Origin of the sequence: Oligella sp. HMSC09E12, assembly GCF_001808505.1 — a bacterium.
Classification (GTDB): domain Bacteria; phylum Pseudomonadota; class Gammaproteobacteria; order Burkholderiales; family Burkholderiaceae_B; genus Oligella; species Oligella urethralis.
Window position 1 is genome coordinate 1 of sequence record NZ_KV793588.1, and the last position, 17835, is coordinate 17835.

At 46.1% G+C, this 17835-nt stretch carries 19 protein-coding genes; 3 read left to right on the top strand and 16 right to left on the bottom strand.

Annotation, left to right across the window (positions count from 1 at the left end; translation table 11 throughout):
- Positions 1 to 278: 278 nt before the first annotated feature.
- From phoU to alr, 11 genes are all read right to left on the bottom strand, one after another.
- Complete coding sequence (gene phoU, locus HMPREF3179_RS07735) at positions 279 to 1037, bottom strand: phosphate signaling complex protein PhoU (RefSeq protein WP_036558366.1); 759 nt, start codon at positions 1035 to 1037, stop codon at positions 279 to 281.
- Between the two features lie 60 nt (positions 1038 to 1097).
- A complete protein-coding gene (gene rpiA / locus HMPREF3179_RS07740; RefSeq protein WP_070470523.1) occupies positions 1098 to 1778 on the bottom strand; it encodes a ribose-5-phosphate isomerase RpiA in 681 nt (226 codons plus the stop codon).
- The gene (locus HMPREF3179_RS07745) at positions 1775 to 2122 is read right to left on the bottom strand and encodes an arsenate reductase family protein (protein WP_048767533.1); all 348 of its coding nucleotides are present in this window, start codon (positions 2120 to 2122) and stop codon (positions 1775 to 1777) included. Before HMPREF3179_RS07745 ends, rpiA begins: the two co-directional genes overlap by 4 nt.
- 122 nt (positions 2123 to 2244) lie before the next feature.
- On the bottom strand, positions 2245 to 3045 hold the full coding sequence (locus HMPREF3179_RS07750) for an ABC transporter permease subunit (RefSeq protein ID WP_048767535.1): 801 nt from the start codon (positions 3043 to 3045) through the stop codon (positions 2245 to 2247).
- The gene (locus HMPREF3179_RS07755; RefSeq protein WP_070470524.1) at positions 3045 to 3956 is read right to left on the bottom strand and encodes an ABC transporter permease subunit; all 912 of its coding nucleotides are present in this window, start codon (positions 3954 to 3956) and stop codon (positions 3045 to 3047) included. The genes HMPREF3179_RS07750 and HMPREF3179_RS07755 overlap by 1 nt, the downstream gene beginning before the upstream one ends.
- Positions 3953 to 5074 carry an ABC transporter ATP-binding protein gene (locus tag HMPREF3179_RS07760; RefSeq protein ID WP_048767536.1) on the bottom strand — a complete coding sequence of 374 codons (1122 nt, stop codon included), beginning with the start codon at positions 5072 to 5074 and terminating at the stop codon, positions 3953 to 3955. The genes HMPREF3179_RS07755 and HMPREF3179_RS07760 overlap by 4 nt, the downstream gene beginning before the upstream one ends.
- 106 nt (positions 5075 to 5180) lie before the next feature.
- Positions 5181 to 6278, bottom strand: a complete 1098-nt coding sequence (locus tag HMPREF3179_RS07765) for a polyamine ABC transporter substrate-binding protein (protein WP_018026171.1) — start codon at positions 6276 to 6278, stop codon at positions 5181 to 5183.
- Between the two features lie 64 nt (positions 6279 to 6342).
- The gene (locus tag HMPREF3179_RS07770; protein WP_070470526.1) at positions 6343 to 7110 is read right to left on the bottom strand and encodes a 3-deoxy-D-manno-octulosonic acid kinase; all 768 of its coding nucleotides are present in this window, start codon (positions 7108 to 7110) and stop codon (positions 6343 to 6345) included.
- A 71-nt stretch (positions 7111 to 7181) separates the two neighbouring features.
- A complete protein-coding gene (locus HMPREF3179_RS07775) occupies positions 7182 to 7952 on the bottom strand; it encodes a sulfite exporter TauE/SafE family protein (protein WP_048767539.1) in 771 nt (256 codons plus the stop codon).
- Positions 7953 to 7956: 4 nt separating this feature from the next.
- A complete protein-coding gene (gene radA, locus HMPREF3179_RS07780; protein WP_070470528.1) occupies positions 7957 to 9327 on the bottom strand; it encodes a DNA repair protein RadA in 1371 nt (456 codons plus the stop codon).
- A gap of 7 nt (positions 9328 to 9334) precedes the next feature.
- On the bottom strand, positions 9335 to 10489 hold the full coding sequence (gene alr / locus HMPREF3179_RS07785; protein ID WP_026156795.1) for an alanine racemase: 1155 nt from the start codon (positions 10487 to 10489) through the stop codon (positions 9335 to 9337).
- A gap of 209 nt (positions 10490 to 10698) precedes the next feature.
- Here alr and HMPREF3179_RS07790 point away from each other — a divergent pair, with 209 nt between their 5' ends.
- Complete coding sequence (locus HMPREF3179_RS07790) at positions 10699 to 11589, top strand: squalene/phytoene synthase family protein (RefSeq protein WP_018026176.1); 891 nt, start codon at positions 10699 to 10701, stop codon at positions 11587 to 11589.
- An 8-nt stretch (positions 11590 to 11597) separates the two neighbouring features.
- On the opposite strand, the gene HMPREF3179_RS07795 is transcribed toward HMPREF3179_RS07790, so the two are convergent.
- The 5 genes from HMPREF3179_RS07795 to alaC form a co-directional block, all read right to left on the bottom strand.
- Complete coding sequence (locus HMPREF3179_RS07795; RefSeq protein WP_048767544.1) at positions 11598 to 12227, bottom strand: flavin reductase family protein; 630 nt, start codon at positions 12225 to 12227, stop codon at positions 11598 to 11600.
- Positions 12228 to 12254: 27 nt separating this feature from the next.
- Positions 12255 to 12668 (bottom strand): hypothetical protein, encoded by a 414-nt coding sequence (locus HMPREF3179_RS07800; RefSeq protein WP_048767546.1) that lies wholly within the window; start codon positions 12666 to 12668, stop codon positions 12255 to 12257.
- 78 nt (positions 12669 to 12746) lie between these two features.
- Positions 12747 to 14165: a threonine synthase gene (gene thrC / locus HMPREF3179_RS07805; RefSeq protein WP_070470531.1), complete on the bottom strand. Its 1419-nt coding sequence runs from the start codon at positions 14163 to 14165 to the stop codon at positions 12747 to 12749.
- Complete coding sequence (locus HMPREF3179_RS07810; RefSeq protein ID WP_048767549.1) at positions 14162 to 15487, bottom strand: homoserine dehydrogenase; 1326 nt, start codon at positions 15485 to 15487, stop codon at positions 14162 to 14164. Before HMPREF3179_RS07810 ends, thrC begins: the two co-directional genes overlap by 4 nt.
- Positions 15468 to 16658 carry an alanine transaminase gene (gene alaC, locus HMPREF3179_RS07815; RefSeq protein ID WP_048767551.1) on the bottom strand — a complete coding sequence of 397 codons (1191 nt, stop codon included), beginning with the start codon at positions 16656 to 16658 and terminating at the stop codon, positions 15468 to 15470. Before alaC ends, HMPREF3179_RS07810 begins: the two co-directional genes overlap by 20 nt.
- A 187-nt stretch (positions 16659 to 16845) precedes the next feature.
- On the opposite strand from alaC, the gene HMPREF3179_RS07820 reads away from it, so the two are divergent.
- Both HMPREF3179_RS07820 and HMPREF3179_RS07825 read left to right on the top strand, forming a co-directional pair.
- Positions 16846 to 17292: an Mth938-like domain-containing protein gene (locus tag HMPREF3179_RS07820; protein ID WP_018026182.1), complete on the top strand. Its 447-nt coding sequence runs from the start codon at positions 16846 to 16848 to the stop codon at positions 17290 to 17292.
- A gap of 57 nt (positions 17293 to 17349) precedes the next feature.
- Positions 17350 to 17820 (top strand): peroxiredoxin, encoded by a 471-nt coding sequence (locus HMPREF3179_RS07825; RefSeq protein WP_018026183.1) that lies wholly within the window; start codon positions 17350 to 17352, stop codon positions 17818 to 17820.
- Positions 17821 to 17835: the final 15 nt, after the last annotated feature.

Here is a 17835-nt window from a genome sequence, read left to right on the forward strand (position 1 = left end):
CCTTGATTTAATCACCATAGATTAACCACAAAAGCTGTGGATAACTTTGTGCATTAACTGATGAATGCGCTCTATCCCATTGATCTAACAGCTGATATCAGCTTTGATAAGATTTGAAGCAACACCGCGTAACTTGCTAGCGGTGAGCATAAGGCATACGCCATGGGTGTGAACTTATTTACACTCACACAGCACATTATTAACAGCAAAAAAAGACCTGGCGAAAAACTCAGCACAGGTCTTTGATACATCAATGGAGGCCGTACGATGACGACAATTTAACTCTCAGCAGAGTCGCCCTCTTCCTCTTGCGTCTCATACGATGTATTAATACTGTCTCTACTGGCGACTTTCAGTACGTTTTTATTACCAGTGTGACGCACATCCTCACCCTGAACCGTATAAATCACACGCTCAGCCATGTTCTTAGCATGGTCGCCAATACGCTCTAAGGAACGTGCCATAAACATTAAATCGATAGCGGAGCTGATGGTACGTGGATCCTCAATCATAAAGCTACTGGTTTCACGTAACACGCTGCGCCACTCTTTATTAATCTTTTTATCACGACGCACCACTTCAGCAGCGGCGATAGGATCGAAACGAGCAAATGCATCCAGTACATCATGCAAGTTTTTGACCACCAGACTACCCATATAACTTAGGTCAACAATGGGCTCAAAACGAGCTTGTTGCTCGATCAGGCGTCTGGCCGTACGCGCCATTTTCTCGGACTCATCCCCAGAACGCTCCAAGTCGGTTAACATTTTAGTGACCGATAAAAGCAAACGTAAGTCAATCGCTGCCGGTTGTTGACGTGCAATCACCTGAGTAATCAAGGAGTCAATCTCGACTTCCAAGTTGTTTACTTCAATTTCATACTCCATGACGCGCTCAACTAATGCCGTGTTACCGGTGCTAAGCGTTTCAACTGCGTCATTAATCATGGACTCAACCAAGCCGCCCATGCGTAGAAACTGAGAACGAATTTGCTCTAAAGACTCGCCGTAACGGGTACTTGTGTGCTGTTCAATCATCTGACACTCCATATTGAAAATTATTACATTGTAATAGTAGATTATGACAACTCAATGACATTAGACCGTGATAACTTTGACGCCCTGCGGTGCTGCCATTAAAACAACGCTGGCCGGACGCAGTGCAAATAAACCGCAAGTCACCACTCCCGGGATTTGATTAATCTGCTGCTCTAGTGCAGCCGCATCGGCTAATTGAAAGCCAGCCACATCTAAAATAGGATGGCCATTATCCGTAATGAAGCCGCTACGTTCTACCACCTCGCTCGCCCCCAAGGCTTTAAGCTGATTAGTAACGGCGTGCTTTGCCATCTGAATCACTTCTAGGGGAATCTTAAAACGACCTAAATGCGTAACCCACTTAGAATCATCTACAATACAAACAAAACGCTCGGCCACTGAGGCAACGATTTTCTCACGCGTTAGGGCACCACCACCCCCCTTAATCATCTGCAATTTGGGATTCACCTCATCCGCACCGTCCACATACACCGGCATAGAATCGATCTCATTTAACTCAAAGACCCGGATACCATGCGCTTGTAAACGTGCTGCCGTACGTTCTGAACTGGCCACGGTGCCCTTAAACTGATCCTTGTATGGTGCTAAGGCATCGATAAACTTGTCTGCGGTGGAACCGGTGCCCACACCAATCACGGCATCGGCCGTAAAAAACTCACGAATATAGGCTACGGCAGCCTCTGCTACTTGCTGCTTTAATTGATCCTGACTTAAACTCACGCCACGAACTCCTGATAAGAGGCTTCTGAAAAGCCTAATTTAAAACCACCCGGATAAATCAGTAAAGGCCGCTTCATCACGCTGGGATGGGCTTGGATTAAGGCAATGTGATCCGCCTCGCTATTCAACACTTTAGCGCTATCGTCTAATTGACGCCATGTCTGCGAGGCCTTATTAATCAGTTTATCCCAACCTAAGGCGGCTGCCCATGTTGTTAATTGTTCAGCACTCGGCACCTGCTCGCGCACATCAATCATAAGCACCTCATACCCCTGAGCTTCAAGCCACTTTTTTGCCTTAACACAGGTGCTACAACGCTTTAAACCAACTATTTGAAATGACATTCATATACCCTTTACTGTTTCATCGAATTGCTGAGACTCAGACTATCTCGCTGGAACAATACCCTATGATCGCTAGGTAAACAAGCGATTAGCGGCCTGAAACGGCCGCTAATTACATCAGTTTAACTGTCAGTCTTTTTAAACTGTAAACGATTACCAATGATCACGCAAACACCAACGATAAATATCATGATCGTCGCCAAGGCATTGACCTCGGGTTTAATGCCTAAGCGCACACGGGAAAACACCTCGACTGGCAAGGTGGTGTAGCCTGGTCCATTAAGGAAGGAAGCAATCACCACATCGTCCATCGATAAAGTAAAGGCCAGTAACCAAGCAGCCACCATCGCCGGTGCAATTAGGGGTAGCACAATGCTAAAAAATACCTTTAGCGGGGTCGCACCCAAATCCATCGCCGCTTCCTCAAGCGAACGATCCAGCTCCCGAATACGTGAGGCAACCACCACCGAGACATAGGCAACACACAGCACCACATGACCAACCCAAATGGTAAACATGCCATTTTCTGCGGGGAAACCGACAATAGATCTGAGCTCAATAATCATCAATAAAATTGACACACCCAAGATCACCTCCGGAATCACCAAGGGCGCATTCAACATACCGATAAAGAGCGGAAAGCCTAAAAAAGGCCCTTTACGGACTAGGACATAAGCCGCCCAAGTGCCCACAATCACCGCTGCTGTGGCTGAAAGTACAGCAATTTTGATGGATAACCAAGCCGCTTTTAAAAGATTCGTATCGCTCATCAGGCTTTGATACCAACGCAAAGAAAAGCCCGTCCAAGTCGATTGCAGTGCGGAGTCATTAAAGGAAAAAACCACTAAAGACAGAATCGGTAAATATAAAAACCCGAAACCGACGATAAACACAAAGTATTTAAACAAGGTACTTAGTCTCATCAGTTTTGCTCCTTCAATTGCTTAGCCTGGTTAATCTGGAACAATACCAAAGGAATCAATAAAATCAATAGCATCACCACGGCAATGGCTGCTGCCATTGGCCAATTGGAGTTAGTAAAGTACTGATCCCACATTACTCGACCAATCATATAGGTATTGGTACCGCCTAATAACTCAGGAATCACATACTCACCTACTGAAGGAATAAAGACCAACATCGCCCCCGCAATCACGCCAGAAATCGATAAAGGTAAGGTGATGGTAATAAATGCCTTAATCGGTCGCGCGCCCAGATCATAGGCCGCATCAATTAAACGCTGATCATGCTTTAATAGATTGGTATAAAGTGGCAAAATAAAAAAGGGTAAATAGGTATAAACCAAACCGATATACACAGCAATATCCGTACGATAAAGCTCAATCGGCGTATCAATAACGCCAAGCCAAATTAAAAAGTTATTGAGCAAACCCTCATTGCGCAGAATGCCGGCCCATGCATAGACCCGCAACAGTAAGGAGGTCCAAAATGGCAAAATCACGCCCAGCAGTAATAAGTTCCGTGTTTTGGGATTGGCTTGGGCAATAAAATAAGCCATGGGATAACCAATCAAAATACAACATAAGGTGGTGATTGCTGCCATTTTAATGGAGCGTATATACGCCTCTACAAAAATCGTATCAGTAAATAGCGTGATATAGCTTTCTAAATACAGCGAAAAGCGCAAAACAGCGGATTTATATTCAAATAATTGCGAATACGGCGGCTGCCCAAAAAAAGACTCCGCAAAGCTGATTTTTAAGACAATTAAAAAAGGTATCAATAATGTCAAAATCAGCCAGACAAACGGCGGCACAATACTTAAGCGCTCCCGCGTCGGCAACCAAGAAAATAAAGCAGCTAATCTCGTCATGATGATAATACCGTCCCACTATCCGGACCCCAGGTAATATACACCTCATCGTCAATGCTGGGTGCATCCTCTAAGGCCATACGCGCTGGCATACTGGCATCCACCACCTTACCAGAATCCAACTCAATTTGATAAAGCATATAGCTACCCATCCATGCTACGTGCGTCACCACACCATAGGCCACGTTAACCGAATCATCCGGTTCTTCTGTCAAGACACGAATTTGCTCAGGACGAATAGACACATAGACTTCCATCCCTAAAGGCTCATTGACCCCGTGGCTCACATAGAGCGGGCTTTCTAAATCATCGGATTCAATTAACACGTGATCCGGCTCATCCACCACAATTCGCCCTTTGAAAATATTGGTATTACCGATAAAGCTGGCAACAAAGCGCGAGTTAGGGAAGCTATACACATCCTTTGGTGTACCCTGCTGAATAATTTCACCGGCAGTCATCACGGCTAAGCGATTGGCCATGGTCATGGCCTCTTCCTGATCGTGGGTCACCATAATACACGTAACGCCCACTTGTTCAATAATTTTAGTCAGCTCAATCTGTGTTTTTTGGCGGATTTGCTTATCCAAGGCCGACATCGGCTCATCTAATAACAGTAATTTAGGGCGCTTAACCAAGCTGCGCGCTAAGGCCACACGCTGTTGCTGACCACCGGAGAGTTGCGATGGTTTACGACGCGCCATCCCGGCCATTTGCACCAAATCCAAGGCCTCAAACACACGTTGATGAATTTCTTGTTTATCGACGCCCTCTTGCTTTAGTCCGAAGGCGACATTAGCCTCTACCGTCATATGTGGAAATAAGGCATAGGACTGAAACATCATATTTACCGGGCGCTTATAGGCCGGCACATTGGCAATATCAACACCGTCAAGAAAAATCTGACCAGAGGTGGGCTTCTCAAAACCGGCTAACATCCTCAATAAGGTGGACTTACCACAACCCGAGCTACCTAACAGTGCAAATATCTCATTGCGCTTAACAGTTAGATCCACCCCTTTAACCGCTACTACCTCACCATAAATCTTTTTTAAATTGACCAGTTTTAAAAACTCGTCATCAGTCGTTGCTGTCGTCGCTATGCGTCCATCAGTCATAGTAATCTCAATTCCTCTTGCTAAAATTGATTAATGGCCCGTCAATTAAGAAAGTCTTAATCCTACGGGCCATTGATAAAAGCAAAGCTTATCGCTTGTTTAACAACTAGCGTCCTGCTTTTAGCTCAGCCCATAAGCGGGTTTGTAAACGAAGAATATTCATCGGCTGAGGCTTAATCACAAAGAGTGTTTTAGCCTTTTCAGCGCTCGGGTATAACTCTTCATTTTCTGCGAGCTCAGGTAAAACATGTTCACGTGCGCTTTTATTCGCATTGGTAAAGAACATTTCATTGGTAATCGCCGCATGTACTTCGGGTGTTTCAATGTAGTTAATAAACTTCATTGCATTATCAAAGTTAGGGGCATCTTTAGGTACTGCCATGGTATCAAACCATACCGGCGCACCGTCATTAGGCGTAAAGTAAGCGACCTCAAAGTCACGCTTCGCTTCTTTGGCTCGGTCAGCAGCAATCATCACATCACCATTAAAACCATAGACAAAGCATAAGTCGCCAGAAGCTAACTCATCGATATAACCAGAGGAGCTGAACTGACGCACATAAGGACGAATCTTTTTCAAAACCTCTATCGCCTCACGGTAATCCGCCTCTTCAGAACTATTAGGATCCTTGCCTAAATAATGTAGAACGGCTGGGAAAACCTGTGCCGCCTCATCCAAAATAGACACACCACAACTGCGTAGCTTTTCTACCTTGGCAGGATCGAATAAATTAGACCAGTCGCGGAAATCGTAGTCCTCACCCATGATTTCTTTGACCTTGGTCACGTTATAGCCCAGACCATTGGTGCCATAACCCCAAGGGATTAAGTATTCATTGCCCGGATCAACTTGCGCCACCACGGCCATAATATCTGGATCCAAATGCTTCCAGTTAGGGATTTTGGATTTATCTAGCTTTTGTAGTAAACCGGCCTCAATCTGACGCGCTGCATAGTGAGTGGCTGGTACAACCACATCATAGCCAGACTTACCAGTTAATAACTTCGCTTGTAAAATATCATTGGTATCGTAGGTGTCGTAACGGACTTTGATGCCGGTTTCACGTTCAAAACCAGGAATTGTATCGGGTGCAGTATATTCAGCCCAGTTATAGACATTGACGACATTATCATCTTGTGCGGTGGCAGTGCCGGCAACAAGGGTGGAAAACATTAAAGCGAGACCAATTGACTTCAGTTTCATCTGAGCAAACCCCCTTATACAAAAAAACAAAAAACTAATGATATAGCTAATTTAGCTTAAAGGGCTAATTATTTTCAATTAATTGATAATATTTTGAAATTTGTTCCATAAATACAATACTTTGTTCCCCACAAAGCTTGATTAAGGAGCGCTGCAAACGAGCCAAATTCTGTTGTCGTTGGCGCGGAGTCACGGTGATTTTTTTGGCCTTATCAAAATCAATGATATAAGCTTGCATTGGCTCACTACCACATAAAATATTATGGGCATTTAAATCTGCATGCCATACGCCTAAATCGTGCATATGATGAATGCTTTTTGCCGTTGCTGCGGCATAGGCGGCTGCCATCTCTTCATCCAGCGCCTGCTGCAGATAGTGCTGACAAATCTCAGCCAGGCTTTGGCTATCCGCAATTAAACTGGTAATTAACGCCATTTCACAAAATAAACCCTGGCGCTGATAACATGCACCTAAGGCTTTGGGCACAGCGAGCCCTGCCTGCTGCAAATAAGTCAGTATGCTGAATTCCTGAAAGGCCCGACTTTGTTCAGGACCGGTAAAAAAATACTTTGATTGATTAAATTTACCAATCAAACCACCACGCCGATACTGTCTTAACACCGCTGGACCTACTGCGGTCGGGACATACCAAGCCGCATTACGACCGCCACTACCCACCTTTACAGCCTCGCGCTGATAATGTGATGGCTGAAAGATCGCTGGGCTAAAGCAAGCCTCTAAACTAAGTCCACGACTGAGTATCGCAGCTTGCCACTCTGGATGAATTAACACTCCCCAATTCTTAGCTTGGACCGTTGCTGTAATTGCCATAGACCATTATCCTAAACATTTGAATTTGCTTTGCATTGTCAACGACTTCATCATTTTATCGCTGCAGCCACTTATTTAAATAGCAATAATAAAAAGGTCAGCAACAACACCAGCACAAAGAGCCTTTTTAAAAAGACTTCCGATAAATGCATCGCTAATCGGATCGCCTGTCGCACCATCAATACCCCACCAATAGCGAGCGGAATTCCAATAGACCAATCGGTATTACCATGCCAAGCATAGGTAATAAGCGCCATGGTCACGCCTGGCAAGACCAACGCTAAACCAATACCTTGGGCGACTACCTGTCGATAACCGTAAATTAAGGTTAAGACAGGCACGGCGATTAAGGAACCACCCACACCGAAAAAGCCTCCTATCAAACCGGCAGCCAAGCCTAACACCAGAAAACCCACCGTACCCATTGCTCTATGCGGTGGGCGTGGCTTAGTTAAATCGACATTTTTACGGGGTAAAGTTTGCCATAAATATAAGCAAGCTAATAGTAAAAGCAAAAAAGCAAAGCAGCGTCTTAACAATACGGGATCGATGTGTTGAGCCCAAGTTGATGAGAGATTGGTAAAAATAATATTCACCAGAATCGCCAGGCCGACACCCTTAAAATCAATTTTATGATGCTTATTATAACCGTACACTGCGAGCAAAACATTGCCCACAATCATCACCAGACCGGTGCCTTGAGCTAATTGCTGTGGCATATCAAACACAATGGCCAACATCGGTATCGCCACAATACCACCGCCAATGCCGACTAAGGCACCTACAAAGCCAATGATCGCTCCGAGTGCCACAAACATGGCAAAATTTAAAACCAGTTCCAAAGCGCTACTCTCTTCTTAAATAGTCAAAAATATCAACAAGACGAGAAACTGGCCAAATAGTCAGTCCCGGCAGTGGCTGCTTCGGTGCATTATGCTTAGGGATCATGGCAATTTCAAAGCCTAATTTTGCGGCTTCTTTAAGGCGCTCCTGGCCACGGGTGGCGGGTCGAATTTCACCAGCTAAACCTACCTCACCAAAAGCAAAAAAGCCCTTGGGCAGTGGTTTATCACGCAAAGAAGAAATTAACGCCAAAATCACCGGCAAGTCGGAAGCAGTTTCACTGATACGGACCCCGCCCACGGCATTAATAAACACATCCTGATTAAAGGTGGGGATACCGCCATGCCGATGTAAGACCGCCAATAGCATAGCTAAACGTCCCCCATCCAAGCCTAGACTAAGACGTCGAGGATTAGGTACATGCGCAGTATCGGCCAAGGCCTGAATCTCCACCAATAAGGGACGTGTACCCTCTTGTGTCGCCATCACACACGAACCTGCAATATCACTAGAATGCTGGGATAAGAAAATCGCCGAGGGATTATTAATGCCTCGTAAGCCCTTATCCGTCATGGCAAAAACGCCTAATTCATTGACCGCGCCAAAACGGTTTTTAAAAGCACGAATCAAGCGATGCGAAGAATGACTATCGCCCTCAAAATATAACACCGTGTCAACAATATGCTCCAGCACACGCGGTCCAGCCAGACTGCCATCCTTGGTCACATGACCAATCATCACTAAGGCTATATCGTTTTGCTTTGCTAAACGCGTCAGTTGCGCAGCACATTCACGCACCTGTGAGACTGAACCGGGGGCTGCGGTCAGTTCCGAAGAAAACATTGTCTGAATTGAGTCAATCACAACCACTTTAGGACTTACCTCGGCCACCGCGCGTTGAATTGCTTCCAGTTGAATTTCCGCTAATAACTGTACTGACTCGGTATTTAATTCCAAGCGCTTGGCACGTAAGGCGACCTGCTGATCCGATTCCTCACCGGTGACATACAATACATTTTGGCTAAAGGATAAACTAGTTAATACTTGAAGTAACAGAGTCGATTTACCGATCCCTGGACCGCCACCAATGAGCACCACCGAACCAGCCACTAAGCCACCACCCAAAACACGGTCAAACTCAGCCAAGCCGGTACTCATACGCGGCGTATCCTGCATCTGTACATCAGCCAAACGACGCACCGTGCTGCTAGCTGCCAAATGCTCAAAACGATTAGCCACAGCGGCTTTGCTAAGGGGCTGTTCACGTGTTTCCTCTAAGGTATTCCACTCTCGACAATGGGGACATTGCCCTTGCCATCTCAGCGTGGTACCACCACAGGATTGACAACTGTAGATTGTTCTTGCTTTTGCCATTGACTTACTAAATTATTTCCTTGGGTACGCGTAAATTTAAATGACAGAGCGTCTCATATGAACCCATACGCGCACATTCCGTCACCCGATCAATGGTAGGACCACCCTCACCCCAAAGTGTGACCCAATCGCCAAGCTTAGCGCTTGGCACCGGATTTAAATTAATACTCATCATATCCATCGACACCCGTCCAGCTAAGGTCGTTTCAATGCCATTTACCACGACTGGCGTTGAGGCATCTGCCCAGCGCGGATAACCGTCGGCATAACCACATGCCACAATCGCAATACGGGTAGGCTCCTGAGCGGTAAAACGACTACCATAACCCACCGTCTCGCCTGCACGCACCTGCTGAATGGCAATAATCTGTGCCTTTAAGGTCATGGCGGGTTTTAAATTAAAATCGATAGCAGCCTCATGTTCGGCATTGCCCATAGGTGAGGCACCATATAAACAAAGGCCCGGACGAATAATATTGCGATAGCCTTCTAATAATAAATCATCGGCATAGCGTAAGCTGGCAGCAGAATTACACACACTTAAGGACTCAATCCGGAACTGCCTTAACTGCGCCTGTTGTAGCGCCTGCCGCATACGTGCCCAAGCATCATCCACGGAGTCACGATCAAAGGCATCAGCATCGGCAAAATGCATCATCATGATGACCTCTGAGACTTTAGCCTGTGACTGCAGCTGCGCCAATTGTGTCAACACCGACGACAACAGCTCTGGTCTGAAACCCAAGCGATTCATACCGGTATTCACTTTAAGCATCACCTTGAGTGCGGCACCGGCAGGCAATGAACGCAACTCATCTAGCTGCTCCTGACAATGAATGGCGGTGATGCTGCGAGTATGTTGTAAAAGCTCCAAATCTGCTTTTTCAAAAAATCCCTCAAGTAAGACTAGCTCCTTGTGCCAGCCTAATTCTCGCAGCCTTGCTAACATCTCGGTTTCGATCACTGCGATGCCGTCGGCTGCGGCAAAGCCCTGCACCGCAGCTTCAATGCCATGACCATAGCCATTCGCCTTAGCGACGGCAAATGTTTTAGTGCGCTCAAAGCGTGCCGCACCCACCTGCTGCGCAATATGCTGCTGTACCGTGCGCAAATTATGCGCCATATTAGAAGTAGAAATGGTTGCTAAAATTGGACGAGGCAAGTCAACACCCTCAAGAAAGTCTTAAAAAATTTAAGCTTAACGCATCACAAATTAAGCATAGGCTTTATTGTACGCCTTTTAATTTTTAGTGCAGCAGTAATTCCCCTAAAAAGTCATTAGCTAAACGAGCGATTGCGCGCTAAAAAACGCTTATCTCGCCAAGTCTTGTTAAAATAGTCGCTGCTTGATTATTTATCTACACGCTTGCAATGACACCTCAAGAATATTGTGCCACTAAAACAAATCGTCCGGCCAGCAGCATTTATTATGCGCTGCTCACCACAACGGTGGAGCAACGCCCACATCTGATCGCCCTACTGGCCTTACATAAAGAGATTAATGAGGTACTGAGCGAGTGTAAGGAAGCCTCTGTGGCGCGAATTAAATTAGCGTGGTGGCATGCAGAGATAGAACGTGCTTTGGCGGGTCAAGCGAGTCACCCCATTAGCCATGCCCTATCAGCCGAAGGGGCACTGCTGGCACCATCGGGTTCTGATCAAAGTCGCTTACAGCAACACCATCAACTCCTATCAGCCATGATTAAAGCCACCGAGATGGATTTAGATCAGGGGCGCTACCTGGATTGGCCTAATCTAGAACAATATCTGCAACTAAATGCTGTCGCCTTAGCCAAATTACTTGCTTGGCAACTGCTTGGCAAGGACTACCAAGCAGCAAAACACGAGCAGCCAGTCACGTTAATCGCCAAAGGCATTGGCCTCAGCATGATCATTCGTGATGTGGGCCTACACAATATACAAGGTAGAATTTATATTCCCATGTCAGATCTGCGTCGCTTTAATGTGACCGCTCACCAAATTCAACAGCGACAGCCTGGGGATAATTTTAATGCCTTAATTGCCTTTGAAATTCAGCGTGCCAGGGATTTTTTTGAGGCCGCTAACCGTGAGCTTAAGCAACTGCCTAAAGCGGATGTGCGGCGCCTACGTCCCCTGATAACGTTGGCCACCATGCATAAGCAATTACTACAAAAAATTGCTAAAGAACCGAGCCTTATTTTTAATCATCGTCTAAGCCTAAGCCCACTACGTAAGGCGTGGATCGCTCAAAAGCACCACTTTAGCGCTAATACTATCTAAGCAGACAGCTAGCCTCTGCGCGGGCGTGGCATACGAAATAAGGTATCCTCAGTGATTTCATAGTAATCGGCGGGTCCTCCGGCGCGCAGCACGCGACGCAAACGCTTGGCTTGAAATACACCTGCCTCATCAATCAGCTCATGCTCAATATGTACACGCACCACCTGAGCCATGACCACCCAAGTCGGCCTCAAAACCCCGTCCAGATCCCGCAACTGCTCACAGGAGAGCACTTTACACTCCATGCTAATCGGGCTTTCTGCAACGCGCGGCGCCGCCACCACCTCACCAGTTAAGGGACTTAGCTTAGCAAAAGCAAACTCATCCACCGGTTCCTCAATACAACTTAGGTTCATTTGCTCAGCGAGTTCACGAGTCACTATATTCCATGTAAACTCGCCCGTTTCGTGTACATTGACAATGGTGTCTTTTTTTGAACCAACAGCTGAAAAAATCAAAACGGGTGGCTCATAACTAAACAAATTAAAAAAAGAAAAAGGGGCTAAATTTAAAATGCCGCTAACACTACGCGTACCAACCCAGGCAATGGGTCGGGGACCCACTATTGCATTTAATGGATCATGGGCTAAACCATGGCCCTCGGCCGGTGTGTATGAGTGAAAACGCTGTGTCTTCATCAATGGATTCCCCCCTCTGCGCCAACATCACGTTGATTTACTTTCTGCACGCCAATTAAAAAACTCACTTAATCCGATAATCGCTAAAAAGAATAGCCAAAACAAATTCGGATAGTGCTCAGATAAACTTTTAAACTCCGGTGAAAGATGACGGATTAGCACCATATGATACAAAGCAAATAGCGCAAAACTCAACACTGCCGCAATGATGCGCTGCTTATAAAAGTAGCGGTAAGCAAATGCCGCAATTAAAGCCGGTACAGCATACAGCATCGTCATGGTGATCATGCCAAAAACGGCAAAACCGAAACTGCCCATCAGGCTTAACTGCCCACCATCACCCGTTGCAAAACCATAAAAACGACTGAAGCTAAAGACAAAGCTTAGCAGTAACATCGCTTTAATCAGTTGCAAAAAATAAAACAAATAGCTTTGCTGCATTCGCCACCTCACATAAAACAAAGGGGTTTGCTAGCAAAGCTGACAGCAAACCCCCAATCCTAATCGCTCACACAATCACTACTTATCATCAGCTTGAATATGCGCTTGCAGATAAGCGCGTACCTGCGCTACATCATTATCCATCACGGTCAGATGCTGTGGTAACTCCATCAACTCGGACAAATGCTCAGGTAATGCCAGCTCCACCCCAATCGCTTCCTTAATCGTATCAGCAAATTTTAAGGGTAAGGCAGTTTCCAATACCAACATTGGCACGCCCTCATGCAGATTTTCCAGAGCAACCTTAACCCCATCAGCCGTATGCGGATCAATGATAATGCCCCTTTCTTCATACACCGCCATAATCGTATTTAAGCGATCCTGATGATTGCTGGTGCCAGAGAGAAAACCGAACTCTGGCTCAAAACGATGCTTTTCCTCGGATAAATCAAAATAACCCTTATCAGCCAACTCATCCCATAGGGCTTTGACCTTGGCGCCATCCTGATGCATCAAGTCATACACAAAACGCTCGAAATTAGAAGCCTTGGAAATGTCCATCGAAGGGCTGGAGGTTTTATAAGTTTGCTCGGCACCACGTGGACGATAAATACCCGTACGGAAGAACTCCTCGAGTACATTATTTTCATTGGTCGCTAACACCAAACGCTTAATCGGCAAGCCCATTTGACGGGCAATATGGCCTGCTAGAATATTACCAAAGTTACCCGTTGGTACCGTAATCGAAATACGCTGCGCACCATCCTTGGTGGCTCTTAGCCAAGCCCAGAAGTAATACACCACTTGCGCCACAATGCGAGCAAAGTTAATCGAATTCACCGCACCGAGGTGATATTTTTCCTTGAAGGCTAGATCATTGGCCAAGACCTTAACAATATCCTGACAGTCATCAAAAACACCCTTAACCGAGAGATTATGAATATTCTGATCTGCCAGAGAAAACATCTGCGCCCGCTGAAAATCACTCATGCGCCCATAGGGTGAGAGCATAAAGACCTGCACCCCTTTTTTGCCACGTAAAGCGTACTCTGCTGCCGAACCCGTATCACCGGAAGTGGCACCAAGTATGTTTAAGCTCGTGTTGCGTTTAGCCAGCACATACTCAAAGATATTACCAAGAAACTGCATGGCCATATCCTTAAACGCGAGCGTAGGCCCCTCTGACAAACCCACAAGGGTGATTTTGTCATTAATCTTTTTAAGCGGCACAATTTCTTCAGAGTTAAAATTAGCCGAGTTGTACGTCTTTTCACATAGTGCACGTATATCACTCTTAGGAATATCGCTAATAAATAGACTTAAAATCTCAGTGGCTAATTCTGCATAGCTAAGGCGCCGCCATACTTCCAAGGTGGCGCTATCAATACGTGGCAGAATCGAAGGCATACTAAGACCACCATCAGGCGCCAAGCCCTCTAATAAGATATCGCTAAACTCAGTCGGAGTTAAACCACCACGGGTTGAAACGTATTTCATTTCTCTAGTTGCTCCAAACGGATGCGGGTCACTTTAGAATGTACAAAAGGCAATTGCTCAATCAGGCCGATCGCTTTGTCAATATCGCCCTCTCGACTCTTATGCGTTAAGAAAATAATCGTGGCTTTGCCGTCATTTACTTGCTCTTGCACCATGGAGTCAATGGAAATATTATCCTCCGCTAAGACACGTGTAATCTCAGCCATCACACCCGCACGGTCATCGACTAAGAGACGTAAATAGTAGGAAGTCTCCACCTCATCAATGGATAAAATTGGATATTCCGCCAAGGCATCGGCTTGGAAAGCCAAATGAGGCACGCGATTTTCAGGATCCGTATGATGCATGCGCGTCACATCGACTAGGTCCGCCACCACCGCGGAAGCAGTCGGTTCAGAGCCTGCGCCAGGACCGTAGTAAAGCGTCTCGCCCACCGCATCACCACGCACTAAAACAGCGTTCATCGAACCTTCGACATTAGCAATTAACTCATTGCGCTTAACAAAGGCTGGATGCACTCGCAACTCAATCCCCTCTTTACGGTGCTTGGCCACAGCGAGCAACTTGATACGGTAGCCTAGATTCTGTGCATGTACAAAATCCTCTTGCGCTAAATGGCTAATTCCCTCAACATACACCTTATCGAATTGAATCTGGATACCAAAGGCAATCGCCGCCAACAGCGCCAGTTTATGCGCAGCATCCACCCCCTCAATATCAAAGGTCGGATCGGCTTCGGCATAACCAAAGTCCTGTGCCTCCTGGAGGGCAGTCGAAAAATCTAGATTACGACGACGCATCTCCGACAGAATAAAGTTCGTGGTGCCATTAATAATGCCTGCAAGCCACTGTATGCGGTTAGCCGTCAAACCCTCACGAATGGATTTAATAATCGGAATACCACCCGCCACCGCCGCTTCAAAGGCCACCATCACACCCTTGGCGCTAGCTTTTTCAAAAATTTCATTGCCATGCAGTGCTAATAAGGCCTTATTGGCCGTAACCACATGCTTACCCTCGTCAATCGCCGCTAGAATCAGCTCACGTGCTAGGGTTGAACCACCAATTAATTCAACCACAATATCAATCTCGGGGTCACGCACCAAGGCCATCAAGTCAGCATCCACCTGAACCTGACCTGGCACACCACTCACTTTAGAGGGATTGCGTGTGGCAATACGGACAATCTCAATGCGGCAACCGGCACGACGAGCAATCTCGTCGGCATTGCGGTTAAGCACTGTCCACGTGCCGCTACCAACGACGCCGAAACCTAGCAAACCTACCTTAATCGGTTTTAAATCATTCACTGAATGCACCATCCTTTTTAAACATATCTCTAATGCCTCTGACCGCCTGGCGAATACGCTGCTCATTTTCAATTAAGGCAAAGCGTACGTAGTTATCACCGTGCTCACCAAAACCGATACCCGGGGATACGGCCACCTTGGCTTCAGCCAATAGCTTTTTAGAAAACTCCAAGGAGCCCAATGATTTATAGAAATCGGGGATCTCTGCCCAGATATACATGGATGCCTTAGGTATCTCAACCATCCAGCCAATCTCATGTAAGCCCTTGGCTAACACATCACGACGCTTTTGATAAATCGCCACCTGCTCGGCCACCGAATCCTGTGGGCCATCAAGTGCAGCAATCGCCGCGACCTGAATCGGCGTAAACATACCGTAGTCGTGATAGCTCTTGATGCGGGCTAGGGCATTAACCACCTCTTCATTACCCACCATAAAGCCAACACGCCAACCGGCCATATTATAACTTTTACTGAGGGTAAAAAACTCAACTGCCACCTCTTTTGCGCCTGCTACTTGCATAATAGAAGGTGCGACGTAGCCATCAAAATTCATGTCGGCATAGGCCAGATCATGCACCACAATCATATTGTGCATTTTGGCCAGTGCCACAATACGCTTAAAAAACTCCAAATCCACACACTGCGCCGTCGGATTACTAGGGAAACCAATAATCAACATTTTAGGCTTAGGAATGCATTCACTTACCGCCTTTTCAATCTCGGCAAAAAAGTCACCACCCGGAATCATCGGCACTGAGCGAACATTTGCCCCCGCAATCACCGCACCATAGATATGAATAGGATAACTAGGATTTGGTACTAAAACCGTATCGCCCTCGGCTAAGGTAGCCAACATCAAATGCGCCAAACCCTCTTTGGAGCCGATGGTAACAATGGTTTCCGTCTCTGGGTTTAATTGCACTTGATAACGTCGCTCATACCAATCCGCAATGGATTTTCTCAGTCTTAAAATCCCCTTGGAGACGGAATAGCCATGCGTGTGTGGCTTTTGCGCTGACTCAATAAGCTTATCCACAATATGCTGTGGTGTCGGCCCATCCGGATTACCCATTGACAGATCGATAATATCCTCACCCCGCCGACGCGCCGCCATCTTAAGCTCGCCAGTGATATTAAATACATAAGGGGGTAAACGCTCGATACGCGGAAAAGATCTCATAGCTCCACCAGTGATCACTCATTTTAATAAAGTATTGACAAACTCTTTAATCTATCCTATCTGTGATAACTGAGCAATTCATTTGGCAAAAATATCAAATTTTCCGGCGCCAAGGTGTGGTTTGGACGATTTAGATTCATTAACATGTCACAATTGAACTCTAAGATTGAAATAAAAAGGAGCCATAGTGGAACTTCAGCTGCAATCAAGAACCCCTGCTAATACTGTCACCGCCTATGGTGATGATTATATTGAAATTAATGAGCAGAAATTTCATCATGCTATTTTCTTCCGCCCTGAGGGCCCTATCAGTCAATGGCAGGTGACTAGCTTAAAGGATGTCACCACAGAAGCCTTAATTGAGGCCGCCGGCTTAATTAAAAAAGAGCAAGACCCCTTTGCTTTTTTAGATGACAATGGCAATCGCCCCCACTATGATAATGCGCCTGAACTCATCATCATCGGCACCGGTCAAAAGCAACGCTTTCTCTCGCCAGCGATTTTACAACCACTACTCGCCCAGGGAATCGGTGTTGAGTGCATGGATACCCGAGCCGCTGCACGCACCTACAATGTATTGATGAATGAAAATCGCATCGTGGTGGCAGCACTCTTATTAGATGGCTTAGATTAACCCTGCTTAAGCAAGCATTGCTATCTCAGCAGATAACTATGTAAGGAGATTATTACGATGAGCAACACCGTTGAACTCGATAAAAAGGTCAGCGACTTTAGTGCAGAAACCAATGAAGGCACGATTCATCTCAAGGACTTTGCCGGTAAGTACTTGGTGCTTTATTTTTACCCTAAAGACAATACACCAGGCTGCACCAATGAATCCAAAGATTTTCGTGATCATTACGACGCCTTTACAGCGCTTAATGCCGAGATCGTTGGCGTTTCTCGCGACTCGTTAAAATCGCACCAAAATTTTATTGATAAGCATAATTTGCCTTTTGAATTAATTGCGGACACTGAAGAAACGCTCTGCCAGCAATTCGATGTAATTAAAGAAAAAAATATGTTCGGCAAGATTGGACGGGGGATTGAACGCAGCACCTTCTTAATTAACCCTAAAGGCGTCTTAATTGCCGAATGGCGCAAGGTCAAAGTAGCTGGTCATGTGGCCGAGGTGCTACAAACCTTAAAAGCATCACAATAAGCTCGCGCTGAGCCC